Annotated in this window: 26 protein-coding genes and 3 tRNA genes; 25 read left to right on the forward strand and 4 right to left on the reverse strand. The window is 67.3% G+C overall.

Features of this window, described 5'->3' with window-relative positions; all coding sequences use genetic code 11:
* Positions 1 to 66 precede the first annotated feature (66 nt).
* The 5 genes from DL990_RS06785 (at position 67) to DL990_RS06805 (ending at position 1,411) form a co-directional block, all read left to right on the forward strand.
* Positions 67 to 139: transfer RNA gene (locus DL990_RS06785), tRNA-Thr, on the forward strand.
* A gap of 50 nt (positions 140 to 189) precedes the next feature.
* A tRNA-Met gene (locus DL990_RS06790) sits at positions 190 to 262 on the forward strand.
* A gap of 45 nt (positions 263 to 307) precedes the next feature.
* A complete protein-coding gene (gene rpmG / locus DL990_RS06795) occupies positions 308 to 472 on the forward strand; it encodes a 50S ribosomal protein L33 (protein ID WP_005152047.1) in 165 nt (54 codons plus the stop codon).
* Between the two features lie 88 nt (positions 473 to 560).
* Positions 561 to 1,010, forward strand: a complete 450-nt coding sequence (locus tag DL990_RS06800) for a MaoC family dehydratase N-terminal domain-containing protein (RefSeq protein ID WP_125788785.1) — start codon at positions 561 to 563, stop codon at positions 1,008 to 1,010.
* Positions 1,007 to 1,411 carry a MaoC family dehydratase gene (locus DL990_RS06805; protein ID WP_125788786.1) on the forward strand — a complete coding sequence of 135 codons (405 nt, stop codon included), beginning with the start codon at positions 1,007 to 1,009 and terminating at the stop codon, positions 1,409 to 1,411. Before DL990_RS06800 ends, DL990_RS06805 begins: the two co-directional genes overlap by 4 nt.
* Before the next feature lie 320 nt (positions 1,412 to 1,731).
* On the opposite strand, the gene DL990_RS06810 is transcribed toward DL990_RS06805, so the two are convergent.
* Positions 1,732 to 2,664, reverse strand: coding sequence for an SGNH/GDSL hydrolase family protein (locus DL990_RS06810; protein ID WP_125798462.1), 933 nt, complete (start codon positions 2,662 to 2,664; stop codon positions 1,732 to 1,734).
* A gap of 116 nt (positions 2,665 to 2,780) precedes the next feature.
* Between DL990_RS06810 and DL990_RS06815 the strand changes: the two genes are divergently transcribed.
* On the forward strand, positions 2,781 to 2,996 hold the full coding sequence (locus DL990_RS06815) for a hypothetical protein (RefSeq protein WP_125788787.1): 216 nt from the start codon (positions 2,781 to 2,783) through the stop codon (positions 2,994 to 2,996).
* A 32-nt stretch (positions 2,997 to 3,028) separates the two neighbouring features.
* On the opposite strand, the gene DL990_RS06820 is transcribed toward DL990_RS06815, so the two are convergent.
* Both DL990_RS06820 and DL990_RS06825 read right to left on the reverse strand, forming a co-directional pair.
* Positions 3,029 to 3,925 carry a TIGR03619 family F420-dependent LLM class oxidoreductase gene (locus tag DL990_RS06820; RefSeq protein ID WP_125798195.1) on the reverse strand — a complete coding sequence of 299 codons (897 nt, stop codon included), beginning with the start codon at positions 3,923 to 3,925 and terminating at the stop codon, positions 3,029 to 3,031.
* Positions 3,922 to 5,151, reverse strand: coding sequence for a pyridoxal phosphate-dependent aminotransferase (locus DL990_RS06825; RefSeq protein WP_125798196.1), 1,230 nt, complete (start codon positions 5,149 to 5,151; stop codon positions 3,922 to 3,924). The genes DL990_RS06820 and DL990_RS06825 overlap by 4 nt, the downstream gene beginning before the upstream one ends.
* A 206-nt stretch (positions 5,152 to 5,357) precedes the next feature.
* Here DL990_RS06825 and DL990_RS06830 point away from each other — a divergent pair.
* From DL990_RS06830 to DL990_RS06855, 6 genes are all read left to right on the forward strand, one after another.
* Positions 5,358 to 5,430: transfer RNA gene (locus tag DL990_RS06830), tRNA-Trp, on the forward strand.
* A 27-nt stretch (positions 5,431 to 5,457) separates the two neighbouring features.
* On the forward strand, positions 5,458 to 5,910 hold the full coding sequence (gene secE, locus DL990_RS06835; protein WP_007031001.1) for a preprotein translocase subunit SecE: 453 nt from the start codon (positions 5,458 to 5,460) through the stop codon (positions 5,908 to 5,910).
* A 76-nt stretch (positions 5,911 to 5,986) separates the two neighbouring features.
* Positions 5,987 to 6,835 carry a transcription termination/antitermination protein NusG gene (nusG, locus tag DL990_RS06840; protein WP_125788790.1) on the forward strand — a complete coding sequence of 283 codons (849 nt, stop codon included), beginning with the start codon at positions 5,987 to 5,989 and terminating at the stop codon, positions 6,833 to 6,835.
* 78 nt (positions 6,836 to 6,913) lie between these two features.
* Entirely contained in the window at positions 6,914 to 7,348 is a 435-nt protein-coding gene (rplK, locus tag DL990_RS06845; RefSeq protein ID WP_076164368.1) for a 50S ribosomal protein L11, read from the forward strand.
* 82 nt (positions 7,349 to 7,430) lie between these two features.
* Positions 7,431 to 8,144 (forward strand): 50S ribosomal protein L1, encoded by a 714-nt coding sequence (rplA, locus tag DL990_RS06850; RefSeq protein WP_125788791.1) that lies wholly within the window; start codon positions 7,431 to 7,433, stop codon positions 8,142 to 8,144.
* 77 nt (positions 8,145 to 8,221) lie between these two features.
* Complete coding sequence (locus DL990_RS06855; protein WP_125798197.1) at positions 8,222 to 8,986, forward strand: alpha/beta fold hydrolase; 765 nt, start codon at positions 8,222 to 8,224, stop codon at positions 8,984 to 8,986.
* 124 nt (positions 8,987 to 9,110) lie between these two features.
* On the opposite strand, the gene DL990_RS06860 is transcribed toward DL990_RS06855, so the two are convergent.
* Complete coding sequence (locus DL990_RS06860; protein WP_125798198.1) at positions 9,111 to 9,956, reverse strand: hypothetical protein; 846 nt, start codon at positions 9,954 to 9,956, stop codon at positions 9,111 to 9,113.
* 327 nt (positions 9,957 to 10,283) lie between these two features.
* Between DL990_RS06860 and rplJ the strand changes: the two genes are divergently transcribed.
* The 13 genes from rplJ to DL990_RS06925 all read left to right on the forward strand — a co-directional run bounded on the left by rplJ (position 10,284) and on the right by DL990_RS06925 (position 23,346).
* Positions 10,284 to 10,835 (forward strand): 50S ribosomal protein L10, encoded by a 552-nt coding sequence (gene rplJ, locus DL990_RS06865; protein WP_125788794.1) that lies wholly within the window; start codon positions 10,284 to 10,286, stop codon positions 10,833 to 10,835.
* A gap of 47 nt (positions 10,836 to 10,882) precedes the next feature.
* Positions 10,883 to 11,269 carry a 50S ribosomal protein L7/L12 gene (rplL, locus tag DL990_RS06870; RefSeq protein ID WP_125798199.1) on the forward strand — a complete coding sequence of 129 codons (387 nt, stop codon included), beginning with the start codon at positions 10,883 to 10,885 and terminating at the stop codon, positions 11,267 to 11,269.
* A 519-nt stretch (positions 11,270 to 11,788) separates the two neighbouring features.
* Positions 11,789 to 12,958, forward strand: coding sequence for an ABC transporter ATP-binding protein (locus tag DL990_RS06875; RefSeq protein ID WP_125788796.1), 1,170 nt, complete (start codon positions 11,789 to 11,791; stop codon positions 12,956 to 12,958).
* 38 nt (positions 12,959 to 12,996) lie between these two features.
* Positions 12,997 to 13,749, forward strand: coding sequence for an ABC transporter permease (locus DL990_RS06880; RefSeq protein ID WP_125789063.1), 753 nt, complete (start codon positions 12,997 to 12,999; stop codon positions 13,747 to 13,749).
* A gap of 3 nt (positions 13,750 to 13,752) precedes the next feature.
* Positions 13,753 to 14,589, forward strand: a complete 837-nt coding sequence (locus tag DL990_RS06885; protein WP_016331063.1) for an ABC transporter permease — start codon at positions 13,753 to 13,755, stop codon at positions 14,587 to 14,589.
* On the forward strand, positions 14,586 to 15,929 hold the full coding sequence (locus DL990_RS06890; protein WP_125788797.1) for an MCE family protein: 1,344 nt from the start codon (positions 14,586 to 14,588) through the stop codon (positions 15,927 to 15,929). The genes DL990_RS06885 and DL990_RS06890 overlap by 4 nt, the downstream gene beginning before the upstream one ends.
* Positions 15,930 to 16,098: 169 nt before the next feature.
* A complete protein-coding gene (locus DL990_RS06895) occupies positions 16,099 to 17,130 on the forward strand; it encodes an MCE family protein (protein ID WP_125788798.1) in 1,032 nt (343 codons plus the stop codon).
* On the forward strand, positions 17,127 to 18,113 hold the full coding sequence (locus DL990_RS06900; protein ID WP_125788799.1) for an MCE family protein: 987 nt from the start codon (positions 17,127 to 17,129) through the stop codon (positions 18,111 to 18,113). Before DL990_RS06895 ends, DL990_RS06900 begins: the two co-directional genes overlap by 4 nt.
* Positions 18,110 to 19,288 (forward strand): MCE family protein, encoded by a 1,179-nt coding sequence (locus DL990_RS06905; protein ID WP_125788800.1) that lies wholly within the window; start codon positions 18,110 to 18,112, stop codon positions 19,286 to 19,288. The genes DL990_RS06900 and DL990_RS06905 overlap by 4 nt, the downstream gene beginning before the upstream one ends.
* Positions 19,288 to 20,490 carry an MCE family protein gene (locus DL990_RS06910; RefSeq protein ID WP_125788801.1) on the forward strand — a complete coding sequence of 401 codons (1,203 nt, stop codon included), beginning with the start codon at positions 19,288 to 19,290 and terminating at the stop codon, positions 20,488 to 20,490. The genes DL990_RS06905 and DL990_RS06910 overlap by 1 nt, the downstream gene beginning before the upstream one ends.
* Positions 20,490 to 21,755 carry an MCE family protein gene (locus tag DL990_RS06915; protein WP_125788802.1) on the forward strand — a complete coding sequence of 422 codons (1,266 nt, stop codon included), beginning with the start codon at positions 20,490 to 20,492 and terminating at the stop codon, positions 21,753 to 21,755. The genes DL990_RS06910 and DL990_RS06915 overlap by 1 nt, the downstream gene beginning before the upstream one ends.
* 31 nt (positions 21,756 to 21,786) lie before the next feature.
* Positions 21,787 to 22,308 (forward strand): hypothetical protein, encoded by a 522-nt coding sequence (locus DL990_RS06920; RefSeq protein WP_125788803.1) that lies wholly within the window; start codon positions 21,787 to 21,789, stop codon positions 22,306 to 22,308.
* Positions 22,309 to 22,392: 84 nt separating this feature from the next.
* The gene (locus tag DL990_RS06925; RefSeq protein ID WP_125798463.1) at positions 22,393 to 23,346 is read left to right on the forward strand and encodes a hypothetical protein; all 954 of its coding nucleotides are present in this window, start codon (positions 22,393 to 22,395) and stop codon (positions 23,344 to 23,346) included.
* The last annotated feature ends 122 nt before the right edge of the window (positions 23,347 to 23,468 follow it).

A 23,468-nucleotide genomic window follows, 5' to 3' on the forward strand; every position in this document is an offset into this window, starting at 1 on the left:
AACCACCCCCCTGTTCCGACCCCTTCGAGGACTTGGTAATCTTTCCAAGTCCTCGCGAGAGGCAAGGCCCCTTTAGCTCAGTCGGTAGAGCGTTTCCATGGTAAGGAAAAGGTCTACGGTTCGATTCCGTAAAGGGGCTCGCAACCTCAGCCGCGTCACGCCTGCGTGTCGCGGCCAGGGTTATGTAAGGGCGGTGTAGCTCAGCTGGCAGAGCAAGCGGCTCATAATCGCTGTGTCGCCGGTTCAAGTCCGGCCACCGCTACGCGGTAATCCTGGGTATCCCAGGCCTAGTAGAGAAGGAAATGCTGTGGCTGCCACTGACGTGCGACCGAAGATCACGCTCGCGTGTGAGGAGTGCAAGCACCGCAACTACATCACCAAGAAGAACCGGCGCAACAACCCGGATCGCCTGGAGATGAAGAAGTTCTGCCCGAACTGCGGTACGCACCGGACTCACAAAGAGACCCGCTGAGCGTCTAGCGGTTCTACCTGTCTCACCCGAAGCCGTCCTGGTCAACCAGGGCGGCTTCGGGCATTTCGGGGTTCGGTAGCCTGCTCGGGTGGCCTTGGACCAGTCGTTCACCGGGCGGGTGTACCCGCCGACCAGTACCTATGAAGTGAGTCGCGAGAAGATCCGGGAGTTCGCCGACGCGCTCGGCGACACGAACCCGCTCTACCGCGACACCGAAGCGGCGAAGGCGGCCGGGCACCCCGACGTCATCGCGCCGCCGACGTTCCTCACGATCATCAACCTCGCCTCGATCAACGCGATCGTCTCCGACCCGGAGCTGGGTCTCGACTATTCGCGGATGGTCCACGGCGACCAGCGGTTCACCTACACGCGGCCGGTGCACGCGGGCGACGTCCTGTCGCTCACCACGTACATCGACAACATCATGACCCGCGCCGGGAACGACTTCATCAACCTGCGCGCCGAGATCTCCGGCGCCGACGGCGGCCCGATCGCCACCACGTACGCCCAGCTCGTGGTCCGAGGGGAGGGCGCGTGAGCACGTTCACCGCCGGAGAAGAACTGACGCCGTTGACCGTCGACGTCACCAGGGAGCAGCTGGTGCGCTACGCCGGCGCTTCGCTGGACTTCAACCCCATCCACTGGAACGAGGCCTTCGCCAAGGAGGTCGGCCTGCCGGACGTCATCGCGCACGGGATGCTGACCATGGCGCTCGGGGCGCGGCTCGTCACCGACTGGCTCGGCGACCCCGGCCGCCTCGTCGACTACTTCGCGCGCTTCACGCGCCCCGTGGTCGTGCCGAACGAGGGCGCCGCGACGATCGAGTTCACCGGGAAGGTCGCCGTGGTCAACGACGACGGCACCGCTCGCATCGACATCACCGCCAAGTTCGAGGGCAAGGCCGTCCTGGGCAAGGCGCAGGCGGTCGTCCGCGCCTGACCTCGAAAGTGATAGCAAGGGACCTTTGCTAGCGTCGCTTAGCATGCCTAAGCAAGCGAGAGCAAAGGTCCCTTGCTCTCTTTTCGCAGGTCAGCGGCACTTGAGGAGACCTGCGGTGGCTCGCGTAGGGACGCGAAGGTGCTTCGCGAGCTTAAGAAAGCCTGCTTCGCGCGCTTAAGCGGCTGTAAGGCGCATGATCGGACCAATGACGCCCACTGTGTGGATTTTGAGGCGTTGGGTGACCCGAAATCCACACAGTCCCGCGTGACAGGTCCAGTCATGCAAGCGCGGACCCCGCCAAGGGCGCGAGCCACCACACCTCAAGCGAGCCTGAGCAGCTTCTCGACGACCTCCGCCATGCCTTCAGCGCCCCGGGCGTTCGGGTGCAGTGGCGCGGCGGGCACCGAAGGCGCGGGGCCTTCGACCCATCGCCGGTTCGCGGCGCTGCACATGTCCCGTCCCTTGCTCGCGGTCGACATATCGGCGAAGCCCGCTTCGTGCTCCTTCGCCGTCTCCTGCAGCGCCGTGTTCAGCCGCTTCAGCGAGTCGCGGAAGTAGGCCACGTCTCCCGCGCCGACCGGCAGGACCGGCCAGCAACCGGCGTCGTCGTCCGGAAGCACCGTCGGGTACCCGACGACCACGATGCGCGCCGAAGGGGCCTTCGAGCGGATCTGGTCCAGGATTCCGCCGAGCCGGTCCGCCGCCGCGGTGATCCGCTCGACGAGCTGGTCGCGGCCGCCCGCGGTCAGCTGGGTCTTGCAGGGCGAAGCGGTCTGCTGCTGCGTCGCGCACTGGCTCGCGAAGCCGACGAAGCCCACGTCGTTGCCGCCGATCCCGACGGTCACCAGCGTCGTGTCGCCATTGATGGCGTCGAGCTGCGGAGCGTTCGTGCCGTCACGGGTCTTCTGCTCGCCGGTGAGGTGTTCGGTCGTGGCGCCACCGCAACTGGCATCGACGAACTCGGCCGGACGTAGCTTCGCGGCCAGCAGGCTCGGGTAGTTGTTGTCCGAACGGTCGCAGCCCGCCGGCGCGCCCACGGGCCGTCCGGTGCCCGGCGAAGCCGTATAGGAATCCCCCAGCGCCACGTACCGGCCCGAGCCCTCCGAAGTGGTGACCCCCGCCGGTTTCACCGACGTTCCACGCTCCCACAGGTGGTAGGCGATCCCCAGGACGGACAGCACGATCACCAGGAAGAGGCAGCCCCCGCCAGTTTTCCGCCGCGTCACCCGTTCGTTGTACGCGACCTGGGTCACCTTTGTCATCGGTCCGACCGTCGGTGAAGCTCGGGTGAACGGGTGATCTCAGGTTGCGTGAGACGTGGATCACATCCAAGGTGGGCGGGTACCTGGCACCGAGGAAAGGCGAAAACGTGAGCCTGAACTTGAACAAGCTGGTCGACAAGGCGTGGGAGGACAAAAGCATCGGCGAGCTGCTCGACGCCCCGCCGTCCGCGCTCGAGGGCCTGACCAAGAAGCACGACGAGCTCCTCGCGGAGCTCAAGATCAAGACGATCCGGGACCTCGGCAACTGGAAGTACGCCGCGAAAGCCCACGCGCTCATTCAGCTCGCCGACGGCGAATCCTGACTTCTGAAGGCCCTTCCCGGCGGGGAGGGCCTTCAGGCTGTCGGGACGAGGTCGCGCAGCTCGGCGGCGAGATCGAGGGCATGGGTGACGTCTCGCGCGAGGTAGTGCGGGTCGACGAAGGCCTCGGTGATCCCGGTTTCGGCGGCCGCCGCCAGCTGCGCGGCGACGTCCTTGAGGTCGGTGCCGGGTTTCGGGTTGATCCGCAGCACCCGCCGCAGCGCACCTGGGTCGCGGCCCGCCTTCTCGGCCGCGCTCACCACGGTTTCCCAGAGCTTCGCGAGATAGGGCGCGGGCAGCCCGGCGGGCAACCAGCCGTCGGCGCGGCGGCCGACGCGGTCCAGTGCCGCCGCCGAAAGCCCACCAAGCAACACGGGCGGATGCGGATTCTGTGCCGGTCGCAACCCCACCTTCGACGCCGGGATCCGCCAGCGTTCGCCTTCGTGCTCGACCGGATCGCCGGTCCAGAACTCCCGAAGGACGTCGAGGAGCTCCTCAAGCTGCCTGCCGCGGCCCTTCCATGGCGTGCCCGTCGCGGTGTACTCGTCGCGAAGCCAGCCAGTGCCCAGCCCGACATCCAGCCGGCCGCCGCTCACCTGATCCAGTGAAGTCAGCATCCGGGCCAGCACCACGGCGGGATACACCGTCCCGGTGAGCGTGCTGGTGCCGAGCCGGACCCGTCGGGTGACGGTCGCGGCAACCGTCAGCAGGATCAGCGGATCCGCGAACGTGACGAACTCCGGCGGGTACGGCCGTTCCGGGGTGCCGCCGGGGTAGAAGTCCGACGGTGAGACCGGGGCCAGTACCCGATCCCCGACCCACAACGACTCGTATCCGAGTTCCTCGGCGGCCGCGGCGAAACCGGGGACGGCGTCCAGGGAAGCGAGGGGACCGTACTGCGGAAGGGCGATTCCCAGGCGCATCACGGTCACCGTGCTTCCGTGAGCAGCCGGCCCATCCTGGAGATCCCCTCGGCGAGATCGTTTTCGTTCAACGCATAGGAAATCCGGAAGTACCCCGGCGTCCCGAACGCCTCGCCGGGCACCACGGCGACTTCGGCTTCGCGCAGGATCAGATCGGCCAACGCGACCGTGTCGGCCGGCCGTTCACCGCGGATCTCCTTGCCCAGCAAGGCTTTCAGGGAGGGGTAAACATAGAAAGCGCCGAGCGGCACCGGAGTCTCCACTCCCGGGATCTCGGAAAGCAGTGAAAGTGCCTTCTTTCGCCGGGAATCGAACGCTTCGCGCATCGCGTGAACGGCGTCGAGCGGACCGCTCACCGCGGCCAGCGCGGCCCGTTGCGCGACGTTCGAAACGTTGCCGCACAAGTGCGATTGGTACGCCGTCGCCGCCTTGACCACGTCCTGCGGCCCGAGCAGCCAGCCCACCCGCCAGCCCGTCATCGAGTACGTCTTCGCGACACCGTTGAGCACGATCGTCCGGTCGGCGAGTTCCGGGACCAGGACGGGCATCGAGGGCGCTTCGGCACCGTCGTAAACCAGGTGCTCGTAGATCTCGTCGGTGATGACCCAGAGGCCGTTCTCGTGCGCCCAGCGCCCGATCGCCTCGACCTGTTCGCGCGAGTACACCGCGCCGGTCGGGTTCGACGGCGACACGAACAGCAGCACCTTCGTGCGCGGCGTCCTGGCGGCTTCGAGCTGCTCGACGGTGACCAGGTAGCCCGTCGCCTCGTCGGCCGTGACCTGCACCGGGACCCCTCCGGCGAGGGTGATCGACTCCGGGTACGTCGTCCAGTACGGCGCGGGCAGCAGCACCTCGTCGCCCGGGTCGAGCAGTGTCGCGAACGCCGAGTAGACCGCCTGCTTGCCGCCGTTCGTCACCAGGACGCGACCGGGGTCGACCTCGTACCCGGAATCGCGGACGGTCTTCGCCGCGATCGCCTCACGCAGCTCCGGCAGCCCGCCCGCGGCGGTGTAGCCGTGATTGACCTTGTCGCGGACGGCCGCTTCGGCGGCTTCGAGCACGTTGGCCGGGGTGGGGAAGTCCGGCTGGCCGGCACCGAAGCCGATCACCGGACGACCCTGCGCCTTGAGCGCCCGGGCCTTCGCGTCGACAGCCAGCGTGGCCGACGGCGTGATGCCGCCGATGCGGGCCGAGACGCGGGAAGCCGGCGAAGGCGAGGGTGCGGGAGCGCTCATGGCGACATCGTGGCACGATCATGGGGTCGGCCGTGGGGGAGTTTCCTCGCGGAAGGCTGCTCCGCGCCGCTTTGAGGGGCGCGGTTGCGAAGCTGTTCCGGGGTTGCCGTAGACTTCTGGTCTCGGAACGCACTACGGTCATCCCCGCCACGGCGGTGGGGACGATGGAATGCGTCCTCGGGAGCTCCAGAGCATCGGGGTTCCAAAGGGGTGTAGCTCAATTGGCAGAGCAGCGGTCTCCAAAACCGCAGGTTGCAGGTTCAAGTCCTGTCACCCCTGCGTAAGCGAACTGGTGAAGGCGGAGGAGTGGTCGTGAGCGACAGCGACGCCAGCGGTGAGAAGGCGCAGGACGGCGCCGGGCAGAAGCCCGACGAACAGTCCCGCCCGGTGACCGCCGCTGCCCGGCGTGAGCGCCGTGCGTCCGCGCGCCCGTCCGGTAAGGCCGACGCCAAGTCGGACGACAAGACCCGCCCCGCCGGCAAGGCGAAGGCCGGGGACAAGACCGAGAAGTCCAAGGACGCCAAGGGCACGGCGACTCCGAAGCGCGACCGCAAGCCGAAGCAGGCGTCGATCTTCGCCCGGCTGATGCGCTTCATCCGCGAGGTCTGGGCCGAGCTGCGCAAGGTCATCTGGCCGAACCGCAAGCAGATGGTCACCTACACCGCGGTGGTGCTGGTCTTCGTGGTGTTCATGGTGGCGCTGGTGAGCGGCCTCGACCTGGCCTTCAAAGAGGTCGTCGGTGCCGTCTTCGGCAGCTGAGGCAGCCGTTCGCGGTGCTTGAGCGCACCGCACGGTGGCCTGCGCCACGGCAACCGATCAACTGAGAGGACGGAACGTGACCTCCGACAACGGCACAGCAGCCGGTCATGAGCTGACCGAGCTTTCCGACGAGCAGGTGCACGCGGCACTCGGCGACGAGCAGTCCGAGCACCTGGACTCCGTCGAGGTGCCCGCCGCAGGCGACGAGGTCGACGAAGCCGGAGATGTCGCGGAGGCCGAAGAGGCGTCCGACGAGACCGACGACACCGCAGCCGACGACACCGCCGCCGAAGCCGACGAGGACGTCGACCCGGTCGCGAAGATGCGCGCGGAACTCAACGCCGCTCCCGGTGAGTGGTACGTCGTGCACTCGTACGCGGGTTACGAGAACAAGGTGAAGACGAACCTCGAAACCCGGACCCAGACCCTGGACGTCGAGGACTACATCTTCCAGATCGAGGTCCCGACCGAAGAGGTCACCGAGATCAAGAACGGCCAGCGCAAGCAGGTGCAGCGCAAGGTGCTGCCCGGCTACATCCTGGTCCGGATGGACCTGAACGACGCCTCGTGGAGCGCGGTGCGCAACACGCCGGGTGTCACCGGGTTCGTCGGCGCCACGTCGCGTCCGTCGCCGCTGACCGTGGACGAGGTGCTCAAGTTCCTCGCGCCCAAGGTCGAGACGGCCACGCCCGCCAAGTCCGGCAAGGGCGAGGCTGCCGCTTCCGAGTCGCAGCTGGGTGGCCCCGCGGTCGAGGTCGACTTCGAGATCGGCGAGTCGGTCACCGTCATGGACGGCCCGTTCGCGACGCTGCCCGCGACGATCTCCGAGGTCAACGTGGACGGGCAGAAGCTGAAGGTCCTGGTGTCGATCTTCGGCCGGGAGACCCCGGTCGAGCTGTCGTTCAACCAGGTCTCCAAGATCTGACGGCTGCCAGACGGCCGGCAGTCCCCGCGTACTGGCAGGTGTGCGGGGGACTCAAGTCAGTAAGAAGGAACAAACGAAATGCCACCCAAGAAGAAGAAGCTTGCGGCGATCATCAAGCTGCAGATCAAGGCGGGTGCGGCCAACCCCGCGCCGCCGGTCGGTCCCGCGCTGGGTCAGCACGGCGTCAACATCATGGAGTTCTGCAAGGCCTACAACGCCGCGACCGAGTCGCAGCGTGGGGACGTCGTCCCGGTCGAGATCTCCGTGTACGAAGACCGCTCGTTCGACTTCAAGCTCAAGACGCCGCCGGCCGCGAAGCTGCTGCTGAAGGCCGCGGGCGTGGAGAAGGGCTCCGGCGAGCCGCACAAGACCAAGGTCGCCAAGGTCACTTGGGACCAGGTCCGCGACATCGCGAAGACCAAGGAATCCGACCTGAACGCGCACGACGTCGACCAGGCCGCGAAGATCATCGCCGGCACCGCCCGCTCGATGGGCATCACGGTCGTCGACTGAGCTTCACCCCCGCACCACCGTGGGAGAGCCAGTGCTGGCTCCAACACCACACTGATCCGTTGAAGAGTTAAGGACAGAAGCAATGCCCAAGCACAGCAAGGCCTACCGCAAGGCTCTTGAGCTGGTGGACCGCGAGCGGCTCTACGCCCCGCTCGAGGCCGCGAAGCTGGCCAAGGAGACTTCCTCCGCGAAGATGGACGCCACCGTCGAGGTCGCGATGCGCCTCGGTGTCGACCCTCGCAAGGCCGACCAGATGGTCCGCGGCACCGTGAACCTGCCGCACGGCACCGGTAAGACCGCCCGCGTCATCGTTTTCGCCGTTGGTGACAAGGCCGCCGAGGCCGAGGCCGCCGGCGCGGACGTGGTCGGCACCGACGAACTGATCGAGCGCATCCAGGGTGGCTGGCTCGAGTTCGACGCCGCGATCGCGACGCCGGACCAGATGGCCAAGGTCGGCCGTATCGCCCGCATCCTCGGCCCGCGTGGCCTGATGCCGAACCCGAAGACCGGCACCGTGACCCCCGCGGTCGCGAAGGCCGTGGCGGACATCAAGGGCGGTAAGATCAACTTCCGCGTGGACAAGCAGGCCAACCTGCACTTCGTCATCGGCAAGGCCTCGTTCGACACCGAGAAGCTGGTGGAGAACTACGCGGCCGCGCTGGACGAGATCCTCCGCGCCAAGCCGTCGTCGGCGAAGGGCCGTTACCTGCGCAAGGTCGTCGTCTCCACGACGATGGGCCCGGGTATCCCGGTCGACCCGGCCCGGACTCGCAACCTCCTCTCCGAGGACGCGTGAGTCTGAGTTAGACATCACTGAGAAGGGGGCGGTCCCGCTACGGCGGGGCCGCCCCTTTTTCGTGTTTGCTTGAGGGCATGCCTACCTTCGCGTCGTTCGACGGGCTTCAGCTCAGCTACACCGTTTGGGAAGGTAAAGGGCGTCCGGTGCTGCTACAGCACGGCTTCGCCGCGGACACGAACGCCAACTGGATCGCGCCGGGCGTCGTCGACACCCTCCAGGACGCGGGGTTGACCGTGATCAGCCTGGACGCGCGCGGCCACGGACGGTCGGCGAAGCCGCACGACGAGGCGAGCTACGGCGACGACGCGATGGTCCGCGACGTGTCGGCGTTGCTCGACACGCTGAACCTCGACGAGGTGTCGATGGTCGGCTACTCGATGGGCGCGATGATCGCGCTCGGCGCGGTGGCCGCCGACCCGCGGATCCGGTGCCTCGCGATCGGCGGGGTCGGTTCGGGGATCGTCGACTTCGGCGGGGTGGACACCCGCGTCGTCACGCCGGAGGCGATCAGTGAGGCTCTGCTGACGGAGGACCTTTCGACGCTTCCGCCGTCCTCGGCGCCTTTCCGGATCCTCGCCGACGCGTTGCGGGCGGACCGGATCGCGCTGGCGGCCGTCGCACGGGGGACGGCGAATCCGAAACTGGACCTGACGGCGATCGCCGTACCGACCCTGATCCTCGCCGGGGACACCGACCCGCTGGCCGCGGAACCCGAACGCCTGGCCGCCGCCATCGCCGGTGCCCGCCTCGTCCGTGTCCCCGGCGATCACATGGCCGCCGTCATGCACCCCGCCTTCGGCTCGGCGCTGACCGGCTTCCTGACCTCTCACGACCTCTGACCCGCGTCGCGTTTAGCCCCCTAAACGCGATCGGGCGCGCACTTGCGTTTAGCCCCCTAATCGCGATCCGGTGGCGCACTTGCGTTTAGCGGGCTAAACGCGATCCGGCGGCAGGAAGCGCAGGTCAGTTGCCGGTCGGGGGAGCGGGGCAGGGCTCGGGGGAGTTCGCGTGCCCGGTGATCAGCCACTGGCCCATCTCGACTTCCTGCAGGGTGAAGCTGCCCAGCAGGGGGCCTCCGCGGATGTTGTACCAGCACGAGTGGATCGTCAGGTTCTGCCGCGGGACCACGCTCGACATCGGGCGTACCGCGTAGATGTACGGCGTGATGTCGGTGACCTTGGCGTTCAGGGCCGGGACGGCGGTCGCGCAGTCCGGGTAGCCGAGGTCGCGGGCGAACTGGGCCTGCGCCTGCTCGCTCATCGACAGGCAGACCTTCTCGACCCGGGTGGCCGGCGGGTACGGCTTGCCGATCGTGTCGTAGATGGCCCGCACGGCCTCCCAGGGATTGGTCGAAAGCACCTGGTTCGTGTGGTGCTTGCCGCCGCCGCCCTGGACGAACGTCGCCGTGTCCTCACCGGCGTCGCTGGGGAAGATCTGCCGGTAGGCGATGGTGGCGCCGATGCAGATCAGCAGGATCACGATCACCCAGGCGAGAAGCTTCCCGCCCAGACGTCGCAGCCAACGCGGCGCGCGCGGCCGAGGGGCCTTGACCAGTTCGCCGTGCGGCGGTCCCGGAGGCACGGGCGGCTGTCCACCGTAGTGCTGGGTCACGGGCTGCGTGGGCTGAGACGGCACGAGGCCCTGCTGCTGTGCCTCGGTGAACTTCAGATAGTCCTGGAACTGCTGAAACTGCTGGAACTGGCGCAGTTGCTCATCGTCCAGCCGGGGCGCGGGCTGACCCCCCGCCTTGGGCTCGATGTCCGTGCCGGGCTCGTTGCCCGGCTTTCCGTCATCACGCTGCTCCGCCACGTCACCATGATGCCTCGCGAGCCCGCCCGTGCACTCCGCCGGTCGCGTTTAGCGGGCTAAACGCGATCCGGCAGGGGCCCGTGCGGAGGCCGAAACAGGGTCACGTACTCTTGTCAAGGTTCTACCGAAGACCGCTGGTCTTCTCCTGGTCATCTGGCCTGGAGAACGAAGGCCCCGCTAGGGCGGGCGACCCGCGCAGGAGGAACGAGGCTCGCCGCGACGTTCACCGTCGCGTGCCCTGACGCCCCGCGCCTGTCTGCGCTGGGGCGTTTCGTCGTTTCAGGGCTCTCAAGGCCAGTGGACCACTAGCCAAGAGAGGAGGCGACCATGGCGAAGCCTGACAAGGAGGCGGCCGTCGCCGAGATCGCGGAGCGTTTCCGCACCAGCTCGGCCACAGTCGTTACCCAGTACACCGGCCTCTCCGTGTCCCAGCTGTCCCAGCTGCGCCGCGCTCTCGGCACCAGTGCCAAGTACCGGGTCGCGAAGAACACCCTCGTCAAGCGTGCCGCCACGGACGCGGGCATCGAGGGCCTCGAAGACCTGTTCGTCGGCCCGACCGCCATCGCCTTCGTCGAAGGTGAAGCTGTTGACGCCGCGAAGGCGCTTCGCGACTTCGCGAAGGACAACAACGCGCTTGTGATCAAGGGCGGCTACATGGACGGCAAGATGCTGTCCGTGGACGAGATCACCAAGATCGCCGATCTCGACAGCCGTGAGGTCCTGCTCGCCAAGGCGGCGGGCGCGTTCAAGGCGAAGCTGTCCCAGGCCGCCGCGCTGTTCCAGGCGCCGGCGTCCCAGGTCGCTCGCCTGGCTGCCGCGCTGGAGGACAAGCAGCGCAACGCCGGTACCGAAGCAGCCGAAGCACCCGCCGAGAGCTGAACACCCCCCACCCCGAACTTTTAGTTCGTTTCAGAGAGGAAGCCACCATGGCGAAGCTGAGCACCACCGAGCTGATCGACGCCTTCAAGGAGCTCACCCTTCTTGAGCTGTCCGAGTTCGTGAAGGAATTCGAGACCACCTTCGACGTGACCGCGGCCGCCCCGGCTGCCGTCGTCACCGCCGGCCCGGTCGGCGCCGCCCCGGCCGCCGCCGAGGAGCAGGACGAGTTCGACGTCGTTCTCGAGTCCGCCGGTGAGAAGAAGATCCAGGTCATCAAGGTCGTCCGTGAGGTCGTCTCGGGTCTGGGCCTGAAGGAGGCCAAGGAGCTGGTCGAGGCCGCTCCCAAGGCCCTCCTGGAGAAGGTCGACAAGGAGGCCGCCGAGGCCGCCAAGGAGAAGCTCGAGGCCGCGGGCGCCAAGATCACCATCAAGTGATCCCGGGCGCGTCAGCGCCTACCGCAGCACCGTCGAAGGGGCGGGCATCCAGCACGGATGCCCGCCCCTTCGCTGTCTCCAGCCTCCGGGCCGGAGCGCCTTTAGCCCCCTAATCGCGACGCGTAGCCACGCTAAGTACCCGAGCGCGCCCAGGGCGCCGGATCGCGTTTAGCCCGCTAAACGCGATCCGGCGCGACGCCGAGCGACACCCCCGCTGACCTGCGTTTAGCCCCCTAATCGCGATGCGGTAGCGCCCCGACCTGGGCAGGGCCCGGTTGTGGATCTGCGAGCGGGAGTGACGTGCACTACGGTGCTGCAAGCGGTGCACGGGCCGGTGGCGGACTGCGCGAAAAGTTACCCGCGGGTCTGGCCAGAAAAGAAAACTGGTGAGTAACCTGTTCGCACTCAGCTCGTTGCACCTGGTTGACGCGGGTATCGCTGCGCGAACGCATGCGTCCTCTCGGGCCAGTGGCACGGGACGGCAGTGCGCGACGACGCGGAACAGCTCCTGGAGGTGCGATGGGTGCCGAGGTGGTCATCGAAGGTCTTTCGAAGTCCTTCGGTAAGCAGGCCATCTGGCGGGACGTCACGCTGACCCTGCCTCCGGGCGAGGTTTCGGCGATGCTCGGTCCGTCCGGAACCGGTAAGTCCGTCTTCTTGAAGTCGATGATCGGTCTGCTCAAACCGGACCGTGGCCGTTGCATGATCAACGGCGTCGACATCGTGACGTGCTCCGAACACCAGCTCTACGAGGTGCGCAAGCTCTTCGGCGTCCTTTTCCAGGACGGCGCCCTGTTCGGGTCGATGAACCTCTACGACAATGTGGCGTTCCCCCTGCGGGAGCACACGAAGAAGTCGGAGACCGAGGTCCGCCGGATCGTGCTCGAGAAGCTCGAGATGACCGGTCTCAACGGCGCCGACAAGAAGCTGCCCGGCGAGATCTCCGGCGGTATGCGCAAGCGCGCCGGGCTCGCCCGCGCTCTGGTGCTGGACCCGCAGATCATCCTGGTCGACGAGCCGGACTCGGGTCTCGACCCGGTCCGCACGACCTATATCTCCCAGCTCTTCCTGGACGTCAACGCGCAGATCGACGCGACGTTCCTGATCGTCACGCACAACATCAACCTCGCCCGCACCGTGCCGGACAACCTTGGCATGCTGTTCCGCAAGGAACTGGTCATGTTCGGTCCCCGCGAGGTGCTGCTGACCAGCGAGGAGCCGGTCGTCAAGCAGTTCCTCAACGGCAAGATGGACGGCCCCATCGGCATGAGCGAAGAGAAGGACTCGGCCCAGCTCGCCGCCGAGCGTGCGATGTTCGAGGCCGGTCACCACGCGGGCGGTGTCGAGGACGTCAGCGGGGTGCCGCCGCAGATGCAGCCGACGCCCGGCGTTCCGACCCGGATGGGCGCGATCCGCCGCAAGGACCGGGTCATGCAGATCCTGCACGGCCTGCCGAACGAGGCGCAGCAGAGCATCATCGAGTCGCTCTCTCCGGAGGAACAGCAGCGCTACGGCGTCCGCCCGCAGCGCCTCGCGACCGCCGGGCACCGGTCGGTGCCCGCCGAGAGCTCGATTCCGAACCATCACCAGGGGCAGCTGCCCGACGACCAGGTCGCCCACATCCCGCACCCCGGGAGAGCAGGCAACCACCGCTTGCGGCCACAAGATCCGGGGTCAGGTGGCGCGTGAGCTCTTCCGCTTCATCGGCGAAGATCCCCGGGATCGGCATGTTGCGCGAGACCGGGAACCTGTTCGCTCTCGGCCTCGACATCGTTCGTGGCATCTTCCAGCGCCCGTTCCAGCTGCGGGAGTTCATCCAGCAGGCCTGGTTCATCGCGAGCGTGACGATCCTGCCGACGGCGCTCGTCGCGATCCCGTTCGGCGCGGTCATCTCGCTGCAGTTCGGTTCGCTCGCCCGCCAGCTCGGCGCCCAGTCCTACACGGGCGCCGGGTCGGTGCTCGCCACCGTGCAGCAGGCCAGTCCGCTGGTCACGGCGCTGCTGGTCGCGGGCGCCGGCGGTAGCGCCGTCTGCGCCGACATCGGCGCGCGGACGATCCGTGAAGAGATCGACGCCATGGAAGTGCTCGGTGTCTCCGCGGTGCAGCGGCTGATCGTGCCTCGTGTGCTCGCGATGATGCTGATCGCGGTCCTGCTCAACGGCATGGTCAGTGTCATCGGCGTGCTCGGCGGTTACTTCTTCAACGTCGTCCTCCAGGGCGGGACGCCGGGCGCGTACCTGGCGAGTTTCTCCGCGCTGGCCCAGCTTCCCGACCTCTGGGTCGGCGAGCTGAAGGCGCTGATCTTCGGCTTCATCGCCGGGGTCGTCGCCGCCTACCGGGGACTGCACCCGTCCGGCGGCCCGAAGGGCGTCGGGGACGCGGTGAACCAGTCGGTCGTCATCACGTTCCTCATGCTGTTCGTGGTGAACTTCGTGATCACGCTGATCTACCTGCAGATCGTGCCCGGAAAGCTGGACTGACGCATGACCTTCCTCCAGGGCGCCAAGCGGGTCGCCAACCGTCCTTTGCAGACTCTGGACAACCTCGGCGACCAGATGTCGTTCTACGGCCGCGCGTTGCTGTGGACGCCGAGGACGCTTCGCCGCTACATGAAAGAAGTCCTGCGGCTGCTGGCCGAGGTGAGCTTCGGTTCCGGCTCGCTCGCGGTCATCGGCGGCACGGTCGGCGTGATGGTCGGCTTGACGCTGTTCACCGGTGTCCTCGTCGGCCTTCAGGGTTATTCGGCGCTGAACTCGATCGGCACTTCGGCCTTCACCGGCTTCCTGACCGCGTTCTTCAACACGCGTGAGATCGCCCCGCTGGTCGCCGGCCTCGCGCTTTCGGCGACGGTCGGCGCGGGTTTCACCGCCCAGCTGGGCGCGATGCGGATCTCGGAGGAGATCGACGCGCTCGAGGTCATGGGCGTCCCGAGCTTGCCGTATCTGGTGACCACGCGGATCATCGCCGGTTTCGTCGCGGTCATCCCGCTGTACGTCATCGGCCTGCTGAGTTCGTATCTCGCGTCCCGGTTGGTCGTTATCTACATCTACAACCAGTCCGCGGGTACCTACGACCATTACTTCGATCTGTTCCTACCACCACAGGATGTGCTGTATTCGTTCATCAAGGTGCTGTTGTTCAGCGTCTTGATCATCCTGTCGCATTGTTATTTCGGTTACCGGGCCTCCGGTGGCCCCGCCGGTGTCGGCGTGGCGGTCGGTAAGGCGGTCCGGCTGAGCATCGTCACGGTGTCCATCATGAACTTCTTCATCGGTTTCGCGATCTGGGGAACCGACGTCACGGTGAGGATCGCAGGATGATCGCGACAGTCCGGCGCAGGCTTCTCGGTCTGTTGCTCGTCGCCGTGCTCATCGGTGGAGTGGTGCTGAGCATCGCGCTGTACCAACGGGCGTTCACGCCCGTGGTGAGCGTGAAGCTCCAGTCGGGCAGCATCGGGAACCAGTTGCTGAAGCAGTCCGACGTGAAGGTCCGCGGCCTCATCGTCGGTTCGGTGAAGGAGATCGCCGCGACCCCGGACGGCGCCGAACTCACGCTCGCGCTGAATCCGGAGTCGGCGAAACTGATCCCTCAGAACGTTTCCGCGCGATTCCTGCCGAAGACGTTGTTCGGTGAGCGTTTCGTTTCACTGGAGATCCCGGACGTGCCTTCGTCGAAGACGATCGCCGAGGGCGACGTGATCACCCAGGACCGCACGTCCGGCGCTGTCGAGCTGGAGCAGGCGTTCGCGCATCTGATGCCGGTCTTGCAGGCCGTCCAGCCGCAGAAACTGTCGAGCACGCTTTCGGCGATCTCCACCGCGCTCAACGGCCGCGGTGACCAGCTCGGCGACACCCTCGCGCAGCTCGGCAGCTACGTCGGGGAGCTGAACCCGCACGAGCCCAAGCTCCAGCAGAACCTCAAGGAACTCGCGAAGTTCTCGGACAACCTCAACGCCGTCGCTCCGGATCTGGTGCAGACCTTGGACAACCTGAGCACCACCACCCGCACCGTGGTGGATCAGAAGATGAACCTCGCGAACCTTTACGGCAGCGTCACCCAGGCTTCGGTCGATCTCCAGACGTTCCTGCAGAACAACGCCGACAACCTGATCCGGCTCGCCGACACGGCCCGCCCGACGGCGGAGCTGCTGGCGAAGTACGCGCCGGAATACCCGTGCGTGATCGGGCAGATGGCGGCGAACCTGCCGAAGATCGACAAGGCCCTCGGCAAGGGCACCGACCGGCCGGGCCTGCACGCGACCATCGAGGTCACCGTCAACCGCGGGCCGTACCTGCCGGGTAAGGACGAGCCGCGGTTCGAGGACAAACGCGGCCCGCGCTGTTACGACCTGAAGCAGTTCCCGGACCCGTTCCCGCAGTACCCGCCGGACGGCCCGATCAAGGACGGCAGCACGGCCAAGCCGCCGGCGAGGTCGGCGAACGACGGCCTCTCGCCGTCGAACGGCTTCGCGAACTACGGCGGCTACAACGGCAACGGCGGCGGGGCGCCCGGCGGTAGCCCGTCCTACAGCGCGTCCGAATCGGACTTCCTCGCGCAGCTGGTCGCCCCGCAGGTCGGCATGTCCGCTTCGGACGTGCCCGGCTGGGGCTCGCTGCTCGTCGGTCCGCTCTACAGGGGAGCGGAGGTGCACGTCCAGTGACTGGAACGGTAGTTGCGCCCCTGCACGAGAAGGTGATCGAGGCGCGCGCGCTCCGGCCGAAGGCCTCGCTATCGCGGAGGCGGGCCGCCTTCACCGCGCGACCGCCTGTCATGGCTGGTAGCCGCGGCCTGGCTACGCGATCGCGATCGCGCGCGGACGGGGGGAAGGCATGAGGGGATTGCTCGCTCCGCTGATCAAGCTCTGCGCCTTCATCGTCGTGACCGTGCTGTTCACGACGATCCTCGGGATCAGCATCGCCAACGTGAACACCACCAGCACCAACGCCTACAAGGCACGGTTCAGCGACGCGACCCTGTTGCTGCCCAACGACGACGTCCGCATCGCCGGCGTCAGGGTGGGGCAGGTCAAGGACGTCCGCATCGTCGACCGGCGCCAGGCCGAGGTCGAGTTCGAGGTCGACGCCGGCCGCAAGCTGCCCGCCGGGGTCACCGCGCAGATCAAGTTCCGGAACCTGGTCGGCCAGCGCTACGTCTCGCTCGGCCAGGGCACCGACTCTTCCGGGAAGAACCTGGAGCCCGGCGGCAACATCCCGCTGGAGCGGACCACCCCCGCGCTCGACCTGACGCAGCTGTTCAACGGGTTCAAGCCGCTGTTCACCGCGCTCAACCCGGACGACATCAACAAGCTGTCCTACGAGGTCATCCAGGTCCTGCAGGGTGAGGGCGGCACGATCGAAAGCCTCCTGAAGCACACCGCCTCGCTGGCCACCACGATCTCCGACAAGGACAAGGTGATCGGCGAGGTCATCGACAACCTGAACTCGGTGCTCGACACGGTCAACGCGCACACCCCGCAGCTGAACGACCTGATCGTCAAACTGCAGCAGCTGGTCTCCGGGCTGGCCGCGGACCGCGAGCCGATCGGCGACGCCATCGAGTCGCTCGGCACCCTCGCCCAGACCACGTCCGGTCTGCTCGGGGAAGCCCGTGAGCCGCTGAAGCAGGACATCGCCGCGCTCGGCACGCTGACGAAGAACCTCAACGACAGCCAGCCGATCGTCGAGCACTTCATCCAGTTCCTGCCGCAGAAGGTGACGGCGCTGACCCGCACGGCCGACTATGGCTCCTGGTTCAACTTCTTCGCTTGTGAGATGACGGGAGCCGTCGCCCTGCCTCCGCTGATCAACGAACCGATCAACCTGCCGCTGCTGCCGGTGAACCGGGCGAGGTGCACGGCATGAAGTCGTTCCAGAAACGCAATCCGATCCCGATCGCGCTGGTCGGCATCTCGGTGCTGCTGCTCGGTTTCCTCGCCGCCCTCAACTCCGAAGACCTGCCGGTCATCGGTGGCGGGACGACCTACAGCGCGGACTTCAGCGAGACTTCCGGCCTGCAGGAGGACAACGACGTCCGGGTCGCCGGGGTGAAGGTCGGCAAGGTCTCCGAGATCAAGCTCGACGGGGACAAGGTCCGGATCTCGTTCAAGGTCAAGGACGCCTGGCTCGGCGACAAGACCAGCGCGGCGATCAAGATCAAGACCGTGCTCGGCCAGAAGTACCTGGCGCTCGACCCGCAGGGGCAGCGCACGCTCGACCCGAGCACGACCATCCCGCGCGAGCGCACGGCGTCGCCGTTCGACGTCCTCGACGCTTTCCGCGGGCTTTCGCAAACCGTCGACGACATCGACACGACGCAGCTGGCGAAGAGCTTCGACGTCATCACCGAGACCTTCTCCGACACCCCGGCCGACGTGAAGGGCGCTCTGAACGGCCTTTCCCGGCTCTCGGACACCATCGCCAAGCGTGACTCGCAGCTGTCGAGCCTGCTCGCGAACACGCGGCAGGTCTCGCAGACGCTCGTCGACCGCGACGCCGAGTTCCAGAAGCTCCTGGCCGACGGCAACAAGCTGCTCGGCGAGGTGGCCAAGCGCAAGGACGCGATCTCCGCGCTGCTGGACGGCTCGCGCAACCTCGCCACCCAGCTCAAGGGCCTTGTCGACGACAACGACGCTCAGCTCGACCCGGTGCTCACCCAGCTCGACCAGCTGACCTCGATGCTCCAGCGCAACCAGGACGCCCTCGGCCAGGGCATCGCGCGGTTCGCGCCGTTCATCCGGGTGTTCACGAACACGATCGGCAACGGCCGCTGGTTCGACAACTACATCTGCGGACTGGTCCTGCCGTCGTTCGGCCCGATCAACGACAAGGGGTGCTACGAGAAATGAGTACCCGTCTCTCAGCCGGTCTCGCGCGGGGCTTCACCATCGCGATCGTGCTCGCGCTGGTCGTCGCCGGCGCGCTGTGGTGGACGCTCAAGGACGCCGGCCGCAACCACGTGACCGCGTACTTCGCCGGCACCGTCGGCCTCTACGAAGGCAACAGTGTCCGCATGCTCGGCGTCGACATGGGCACGGTCACCAAGATCCAGCCGATGGGCAACCAGGTCCGCGTCGAACTCGAATACGACCGTTCGGTGGCGGTGCCCGCCGACGCGAAGGCGATCATCGTGTCGCCGTCGCTGGTCAGCGACCGCTACGTGCAGCTCGCCCCGGCCTACAAGGGCGGCCCGCGGATCGCCGACGGCGCCGTCATCGGCCTCGACCGCACCGAGGTCCCGCTGGAGGTCGACGAGCTCGCCGCGAGCCTGTCCCGGGTCAGCAAGTCGCTCGGGCCCAACGGCGCCAACAAGAACGGTTCGCTGTCGAACCTGCTCGACACCGCCGCGAAGAACTTCGACGGCAACGGGCAGGCACTGCACGACACGATCACGAAGCTCGGCCAGGCCGCGGGCACGTTGTCCGGCAACAAGGACGACCTGTTCAAGACCGTCGAGAACCTCGGCTCCTTCTCGCAGACGCTGGTGAACAGCGACAAGCAGGTCCGCGACTTCGAGCGGCAGCTCGCCGACGTCAGCGGATTCCTCGCGGGGGAGCGGGAAAACCTTTCGGCCACGGTGAAGCAGCTGTCCGACACGCTCACCGCGGTGCAGGCGTTCATCGAGAAGAACCGCGACCGGCTCAAGTCCAATGTGGACAAGCTGGCCAGTGTGACCAAGGTGCTCGTGGACCAGCGCGGCGCGCTCGCCGAGATCCTCGACATCGCCCCGGTCGGCCTCGGGAACCTGGTCAACACCTACAACGCCTCGTCGGGCACGCTCGACGCGCGGGCCAACCTCAACGAGCTCACCCAGCCGCCGCTGGTGATGGTGTGCAACCTGCTCAAGCAGACCCCGGACGCGCTCGACGCACTGGGCGACGCGTGCAAGGGAGTCGCCGGACTGGTCGACGGGCTGGTGCCGTTGCCGTCGATCGCGCAGGTGATCCAGTCCTCGCAGGCGGGCCAGCTGCCGCCACTTCCGCTGCCGATCGCCGGGCAGCTCTACGGAACGGCGGCGAAGTGATGAAGAAGTCTCTCGCTCTTTTCGCTTCGGGAACCGTCGCCGCGCTCACGCTGAGCGGCTGCGGATTCAACGGGATCTACGACGTCCCGCTGCCCGGCGGCGCCGAACTCGGCGACCACCCGTACACGGTCAAGGTGCAGTTCCGGGACGTCCTCGACCTGACGCCGCAAGCCGGGGTGAAGGTCAACGAGGTCGCCATCGGCCGCGTCGAAGCGATCGGGCTGACCCAGGACGGCTGGAACGCCGAAGTCACCCTCCGGGTCAACGGCGACGTGAAGCTGCCGGCAAACGCGCTGGCCAACGTCAAACAGTCGAGCCTTCTCGGTGAGAAGTACGTCGAGCTGGCCGCGCCCGCCGACGGACAGGGCAAACTCGCCGACAACGCCGTGATCCCGCTGGCCCGCACGAACCGCAGCGTCGAGGTCGAGGAACTGCTCGGCGCGCTCTCGCTGCTGCTCAACGGCGGCGGGGTGGAACAGCTCAACACCATCACCAAGGAACTCAACAACGCCACCACCGGCCGCTCGCCGGAGCTCAAGGCGCTGCTGAACAACGCCAACGAGCTGGTCACGAACCTGGACAAGCAGTCCGCGAACATCACGCGGGCACTCGACGGGCTGAACCGGCTCTCGCTCACGCTGAACGGTCAGAAGGACAAGCTGGTCGGCGCGGTCGACAACCTCGGCCCCGGCCTCGGCGTGCTGGAGCAGCAGCGCGGCCAGCTGGTGACCATGCTGAACGCGCTCAACCACCTTTCCGGGGTCGCCGTCGACACGGTGAACAAGAGCAAGGAAGACCTCGTCGCCGACCTCAAGGCGTTGCAGCCGACGCTGCAGAAGCTCGGCGAGGCGGGGGCGGATCTGCCCAAGGCGCTGGAGATCCTGTTGACCTTCCCGTTCAGCGACGCCGCCTACGACGGGGTCAAGGGCGACTACTTCAACCTTTTCGCGAAGATCGACCTGAACCTGAACGAGATCCTCAAGAACCTCGGCCGCAGCCGGGAAAACCCGCTCAAGGACGCCATCCCGGTGCCGGGGCTGACCGGCGGGACGGAGGGGCCCGGGGCGAATCCGCCGCTGCCGATCCCGGACAGCGTCGGAGGTGTCGCCGGTGGCCAGGCGGGCGCGCCGCAGGGTGGCGGGCAGCCGCAACAGACCGGACCCGCCGGGATCTTCGGCGTGCTGTCGGGAGGTGCCGGCTGATGCTGGTCCGTAGGACGAAGATCCAGCTGGTCGCGTTCGCGATCATCTCCGTGGTCGCCATCGTGTACGCGCTGATCCGGTTCGCCGGACTCGGCCAGGTCTTCGGCGACGAGGGCTACACGGTGAAGCTGCAGCTCAAGCAGTCCGGCGGCATCTTCCAGAACGCCGAGGTCACCTACCGGGGCTTCAACATCGGCAGGGTCGGCGAGCTGCGCCTCACCAAGACCGGGCTGGAAGCCGACCTCAACATCGCGCCGGACGCCCCGCAGGTGCCCGCCGATCTGGACGCCGTGGTCGCGAACCGGTCGGCGGTCGGCGAACAGTTCGTCGACCTGAAGCCGAAGAGCGACAAGGGACCGTTCCTGAACTCGGGTTCGGTCATCCCGGCCGACAAGGTCAAGACGCCGGTGCCCACCGAGCAGCTCATCGGCGACCTCGACAGCCTCGCGGCGTCGGTGCCGACCGACTCGCTGCGCAAGGTCGTCGACGAGTCGTACAACGCCTTCAACGGCACCGGCCCGGACCTGCAGCGGCTGCTCGACACCGCGCGGAGCTTCACCGCGACCGCGCAGGAGTACCTGCCGCAGACCATTCAGCTGCTGGAAAAGGGCGGGCAGGTCCTCGAGACGCAGAACGACATGGCGAGCTCCATGAAGTCGTTCAGCGCGGACCTCAACAAGCTCTCCGGCACGCTGAAGAACTCCGACGCGGACATCCGGAAGCTGATCGGGATCACCCCGCAGGTGGCGAACCAGATCAGCTCGGTGCTCGCCGAATCCGGCCCGGGGCTCGGCGCGCTGACGGCGAACCTGCTCACGACGTCGAACCTCCTGGTGACCCGGCTCGACGGGCTCGAACAGGGACTGGTGACGTACCCGATGCTGGCCGCGGGCGCGAACAGCGTCGCCAACGACGGCACCGCGCACCTGGGCCTGGCGCTCAACCTGTTCAACCCGCCTTCGTGCACCAAGGGCTACATCGGCCTCGACAAGTACCGCGAAGGCACCGACACGACGCCTCGCGCGCCGAAGGACGACGCCTACTGCGCCGAGCCGAAGGGCAGCCCGATCAACGTGCGCGGTTCGCAGAACGTGCCGTACAACGGGGTCCCGCAGATCCCGTCGCAGGGCGACGTCGCGGCGAACGCCGGCCGCTCGGCCGAGGAACTGGCCAGCCTGCGCGCGGCGCAGGGCATGCCGAGCGTCCTGCAGAGCCCGGGGGTAAGCCTGCCCACCCTCGGCACGCTGCTGGGCCTGCCCGGCTGAGCCCGAGACCGTATACCTACCCTGGAGTGTCATGAGTTCTTCTCGATCGCGGACCCTCGTCCTGGGGGCGGCGGCGTTCGCGCTGGCCGCCTTCGTCGCCGCGGCGATCTTCGGTGTCATGTGGGCCGTGGCCGCGTCGGACGACAACGCCGACCTGGCGCGCTCACGCGACGAAGTGGCCAAGGCGGGCGGCACCGCGATCAAGGCCTACACCGAGGTCGACTTCGAGAACCTCGACGAGTTCTTCAACCGCCAGAAGGCCGTCTCCGACGACAAGATGGCGGAGCAGCTGAAGCAGCTGGAACCGACCTATCGCAAGGCACTCGGTGACGCGAAGACCAAGGTCGTGACCACCATCCAGGACATCGCGGTCGAGGAACTCGACGACCACGAGGGCAAGGCGAGCTTCCTCGCCGCCATCTCCACCCAGGTCACCCAGGGCGACAAGGCGAGCTCGAAGGCGTTGCGCCTGGAGGTCTCGATGACCCGGGTCGGCGATGAGTGGAAGCTGTCCGGGATCGACAACGTGCCCCTCGTCGCGGCCGGTCAGTAAGAGCGTCACCTAGAACGGAGCCTCGTAGTGCCCCCCTCCCGCCGCCAGCCCCCTCGCAGCACTCCGCCGGTGCGCCGCCCCCGGGTGGCCGGTCTGCGACGGCCCGCAGCGTCTCCTGCTCCCGCCTCTCCGGAAGGCTCTGCTTCAGAGGTCGAGGTCGACGAAACGCCGGCGCCGGTCCGTCGCCCGTCGCCGCGGCCTGCGCCTAAGCCCGCACCTGAGCCTGAGCCTGAGGCCCTTGAGGCTGCTGAGGCTGAGGGGGCCGCTGTCGAGGCGCCTGAAGAGGCTGAAGTTCCCGAAGTTCCCGAAGACGAGGTTGTCGCGAAGCCGAGCCCGCGTGCGAAGGTCCGCGCGGCCGCCAAGGCGAAGCCGGACGACATCGAAGAGGCCGAGGCCGAGGTCGCTACCGAAGCCGATGAAGCGTCGGAGTCTGAAGAGGCTTTGGAGAGCGAGAAGAAGTCAGGCTCTCGTCAGCTGATTCTGGCGGGCGCGCTGGTCGTCGTCGGACTCCTGCTGGCCGCGACCGCCGTGCTCTTCAAGATCCAAGCCGACGAGGTGTCCAGCTCGACGAACAACACGGCGCTGCTGGACGTCGCGAAGACCGCGCAGGTCAAGGACCAGGTCGCGAAGGCGACCGAGGCGCTGTTCTCATACGACTACAACAACATCGCGAAGACCGAGACCGCGGCAGGCGATCTGCTGGTCAACGACGAGGTGCGGGCGAAGTACAACCTGCTGATGGGCGAGGTCAAGCGGCTGGCCCCGCAGCAGAAGATGGTCGTGACCTGCAAGGTCACCCGCAGCGCCGTCATCCGGCTGGAAGGCGACCGGGCCGACGTGATGGTGTTCGTCGACCAGAGCTCGACGCGGGCCGACACGAACAAGACCACCGCGGGAAGCGCGCAACTGCACTTGAACGCGGAACTGCAGGGCGACAAGTGGAAGATCACGGCGATGAACACCTACGCCGCTCCGCCCAACCCGGCCGCTTCCTCCGCGCCCGCCTCACCCCCCGCTTCCCCGGCCCCCTCCAAGTAGCGCGTCGCGTTTAGCCCGCTAAACGCGCTCCGACGCTACCGGCGCCCGACTGTCCGTGAAGGCCTCCTTGAGGGACCCAGGGTCCCTCAAGGAGGCCTTCACGGCTTTTCGCCAGGCCCCTT

This window comes from Amycolatopsis sp. WAC 01416 (genome assembly GCF_003947485.1).
In the GTDB taxonomy this organism is placed as follows: Bacteria; Actinomycetota; Actinomycetes; order Mycobacteriales; family Pseudonocardiaceae; genus Amycolatopsis.

Bases quoted from the DNA above. Each gene is read 5' to 3' on its own strand.
- rplL (WP_125798199.1), top strand. From the start codon at position 10,883: ATGGCGAAGCTGAGCACCACCGAGCTGATCGACGCCTTCAAGGAGCTC.
- DL990_RS06855 (WP_125798197.1), top strand. From the start codon at position 8,222: ATGCCTACCTTCGCGTCGTTCGACGGGCTTCAGCTCAGCTACACCGTT.
- DL990_RS06900 (WP_125788799.1), top strand. From the start codon at position 17,127: ATGAAGTCGTTCCAGAAACGCAATCCGATCCCGATCGCGCTGGTCGGC.
- DL990_RS06875 (WP_125788796.1), top strand. From the start codon at position 11,789: ATGGGTGCCGAGGTGGTCATCGAAGGTCTTTCGAAGTCCTTCGGTAAG.
- rplJ (WP_125788794.1), top strand. From the start codon at position 10,284: ATGGCGAAGCCTGACAAGGAGGCGGCCGTCGCCGAGATCGCGGAGCGT.
- DL990_RS06890 (WP_125788797.1), top strand. From the start codon at position 14,586: ATGATCGCGACAGTCCGGCGCAGGCTTCTCGGTCTGTTGCTCGTCGCC.
- rplA (WP_125788791.1), top strand. From the start codon at position 7,431: ATGCCCAAGCACAGCAAGGCCTACCGCAAGGCTCTTGAGCTGGTGGAC.
- DL990_RS06920 (WP_125788803.1), top strand. From the start codon at position 21,787: ATGAGTTCTTCTCGATCGCGGACCCTCGTCCTGGGGGCGGCGGCGTTC.
- DL990_RS06885 (WP_016331063.1), top strand. From the start codon at position 13,753: ATGACCTTCCTCCAGGGCGCCAAGCGGGTCGCCAACCGTCCTTTGCAG.
- DL990_RS06825 (WP_125798196.1), bottom strand. From the start codon at position 5,151: ATGAGCGCTCCCGCACCCTCGCCTTCGCCGGCTTCCCGCGTCTCGGCC.
- DL990_RS06880 (WP_125789063.1), top strand. From the start codon at position 12,997: ATGTTGCGCGAGACCGGGAACCTGTTCGCTCTCGGCCTCGACATCGTT.
- DL990_RS06895 (WP_125788798.1), top strand. From the start codon at position 16,099: ATGAGGGGATTGCTCGCTCCGCTGATCAAGCTCTGCGCCTTCATCGTC.
- rplK (WP_076164368.1), top strand. From the start codon at position 6,914: ATGCCACCCAAGAAGAAGAAGCTTGCGGCGATCATCAAGCTGCAGATC.
- DL990_RS06905 (WP_125788800.1), top strand. From the start codon at position 18,110: ATGAGTACCCGTCTCTCAGCCGGTCTCGCGCGGGGCTTCACCATCGCG.
- DL990_RS06910 (WP_125788801.1), top strand. From the start codon at position 19,288: ATGAAGAAGTCTCTCGCTCTTTTCGCTTCGGGAACCGTCGCCGCGCTC.
- DL990_RS06915 (WP_125788802.1), top strand. From the start codon at position 20,490: ATGCTGGTCCGTAGGACGAAGATCCAGCTGGTCGCGTTCGCGATCATC.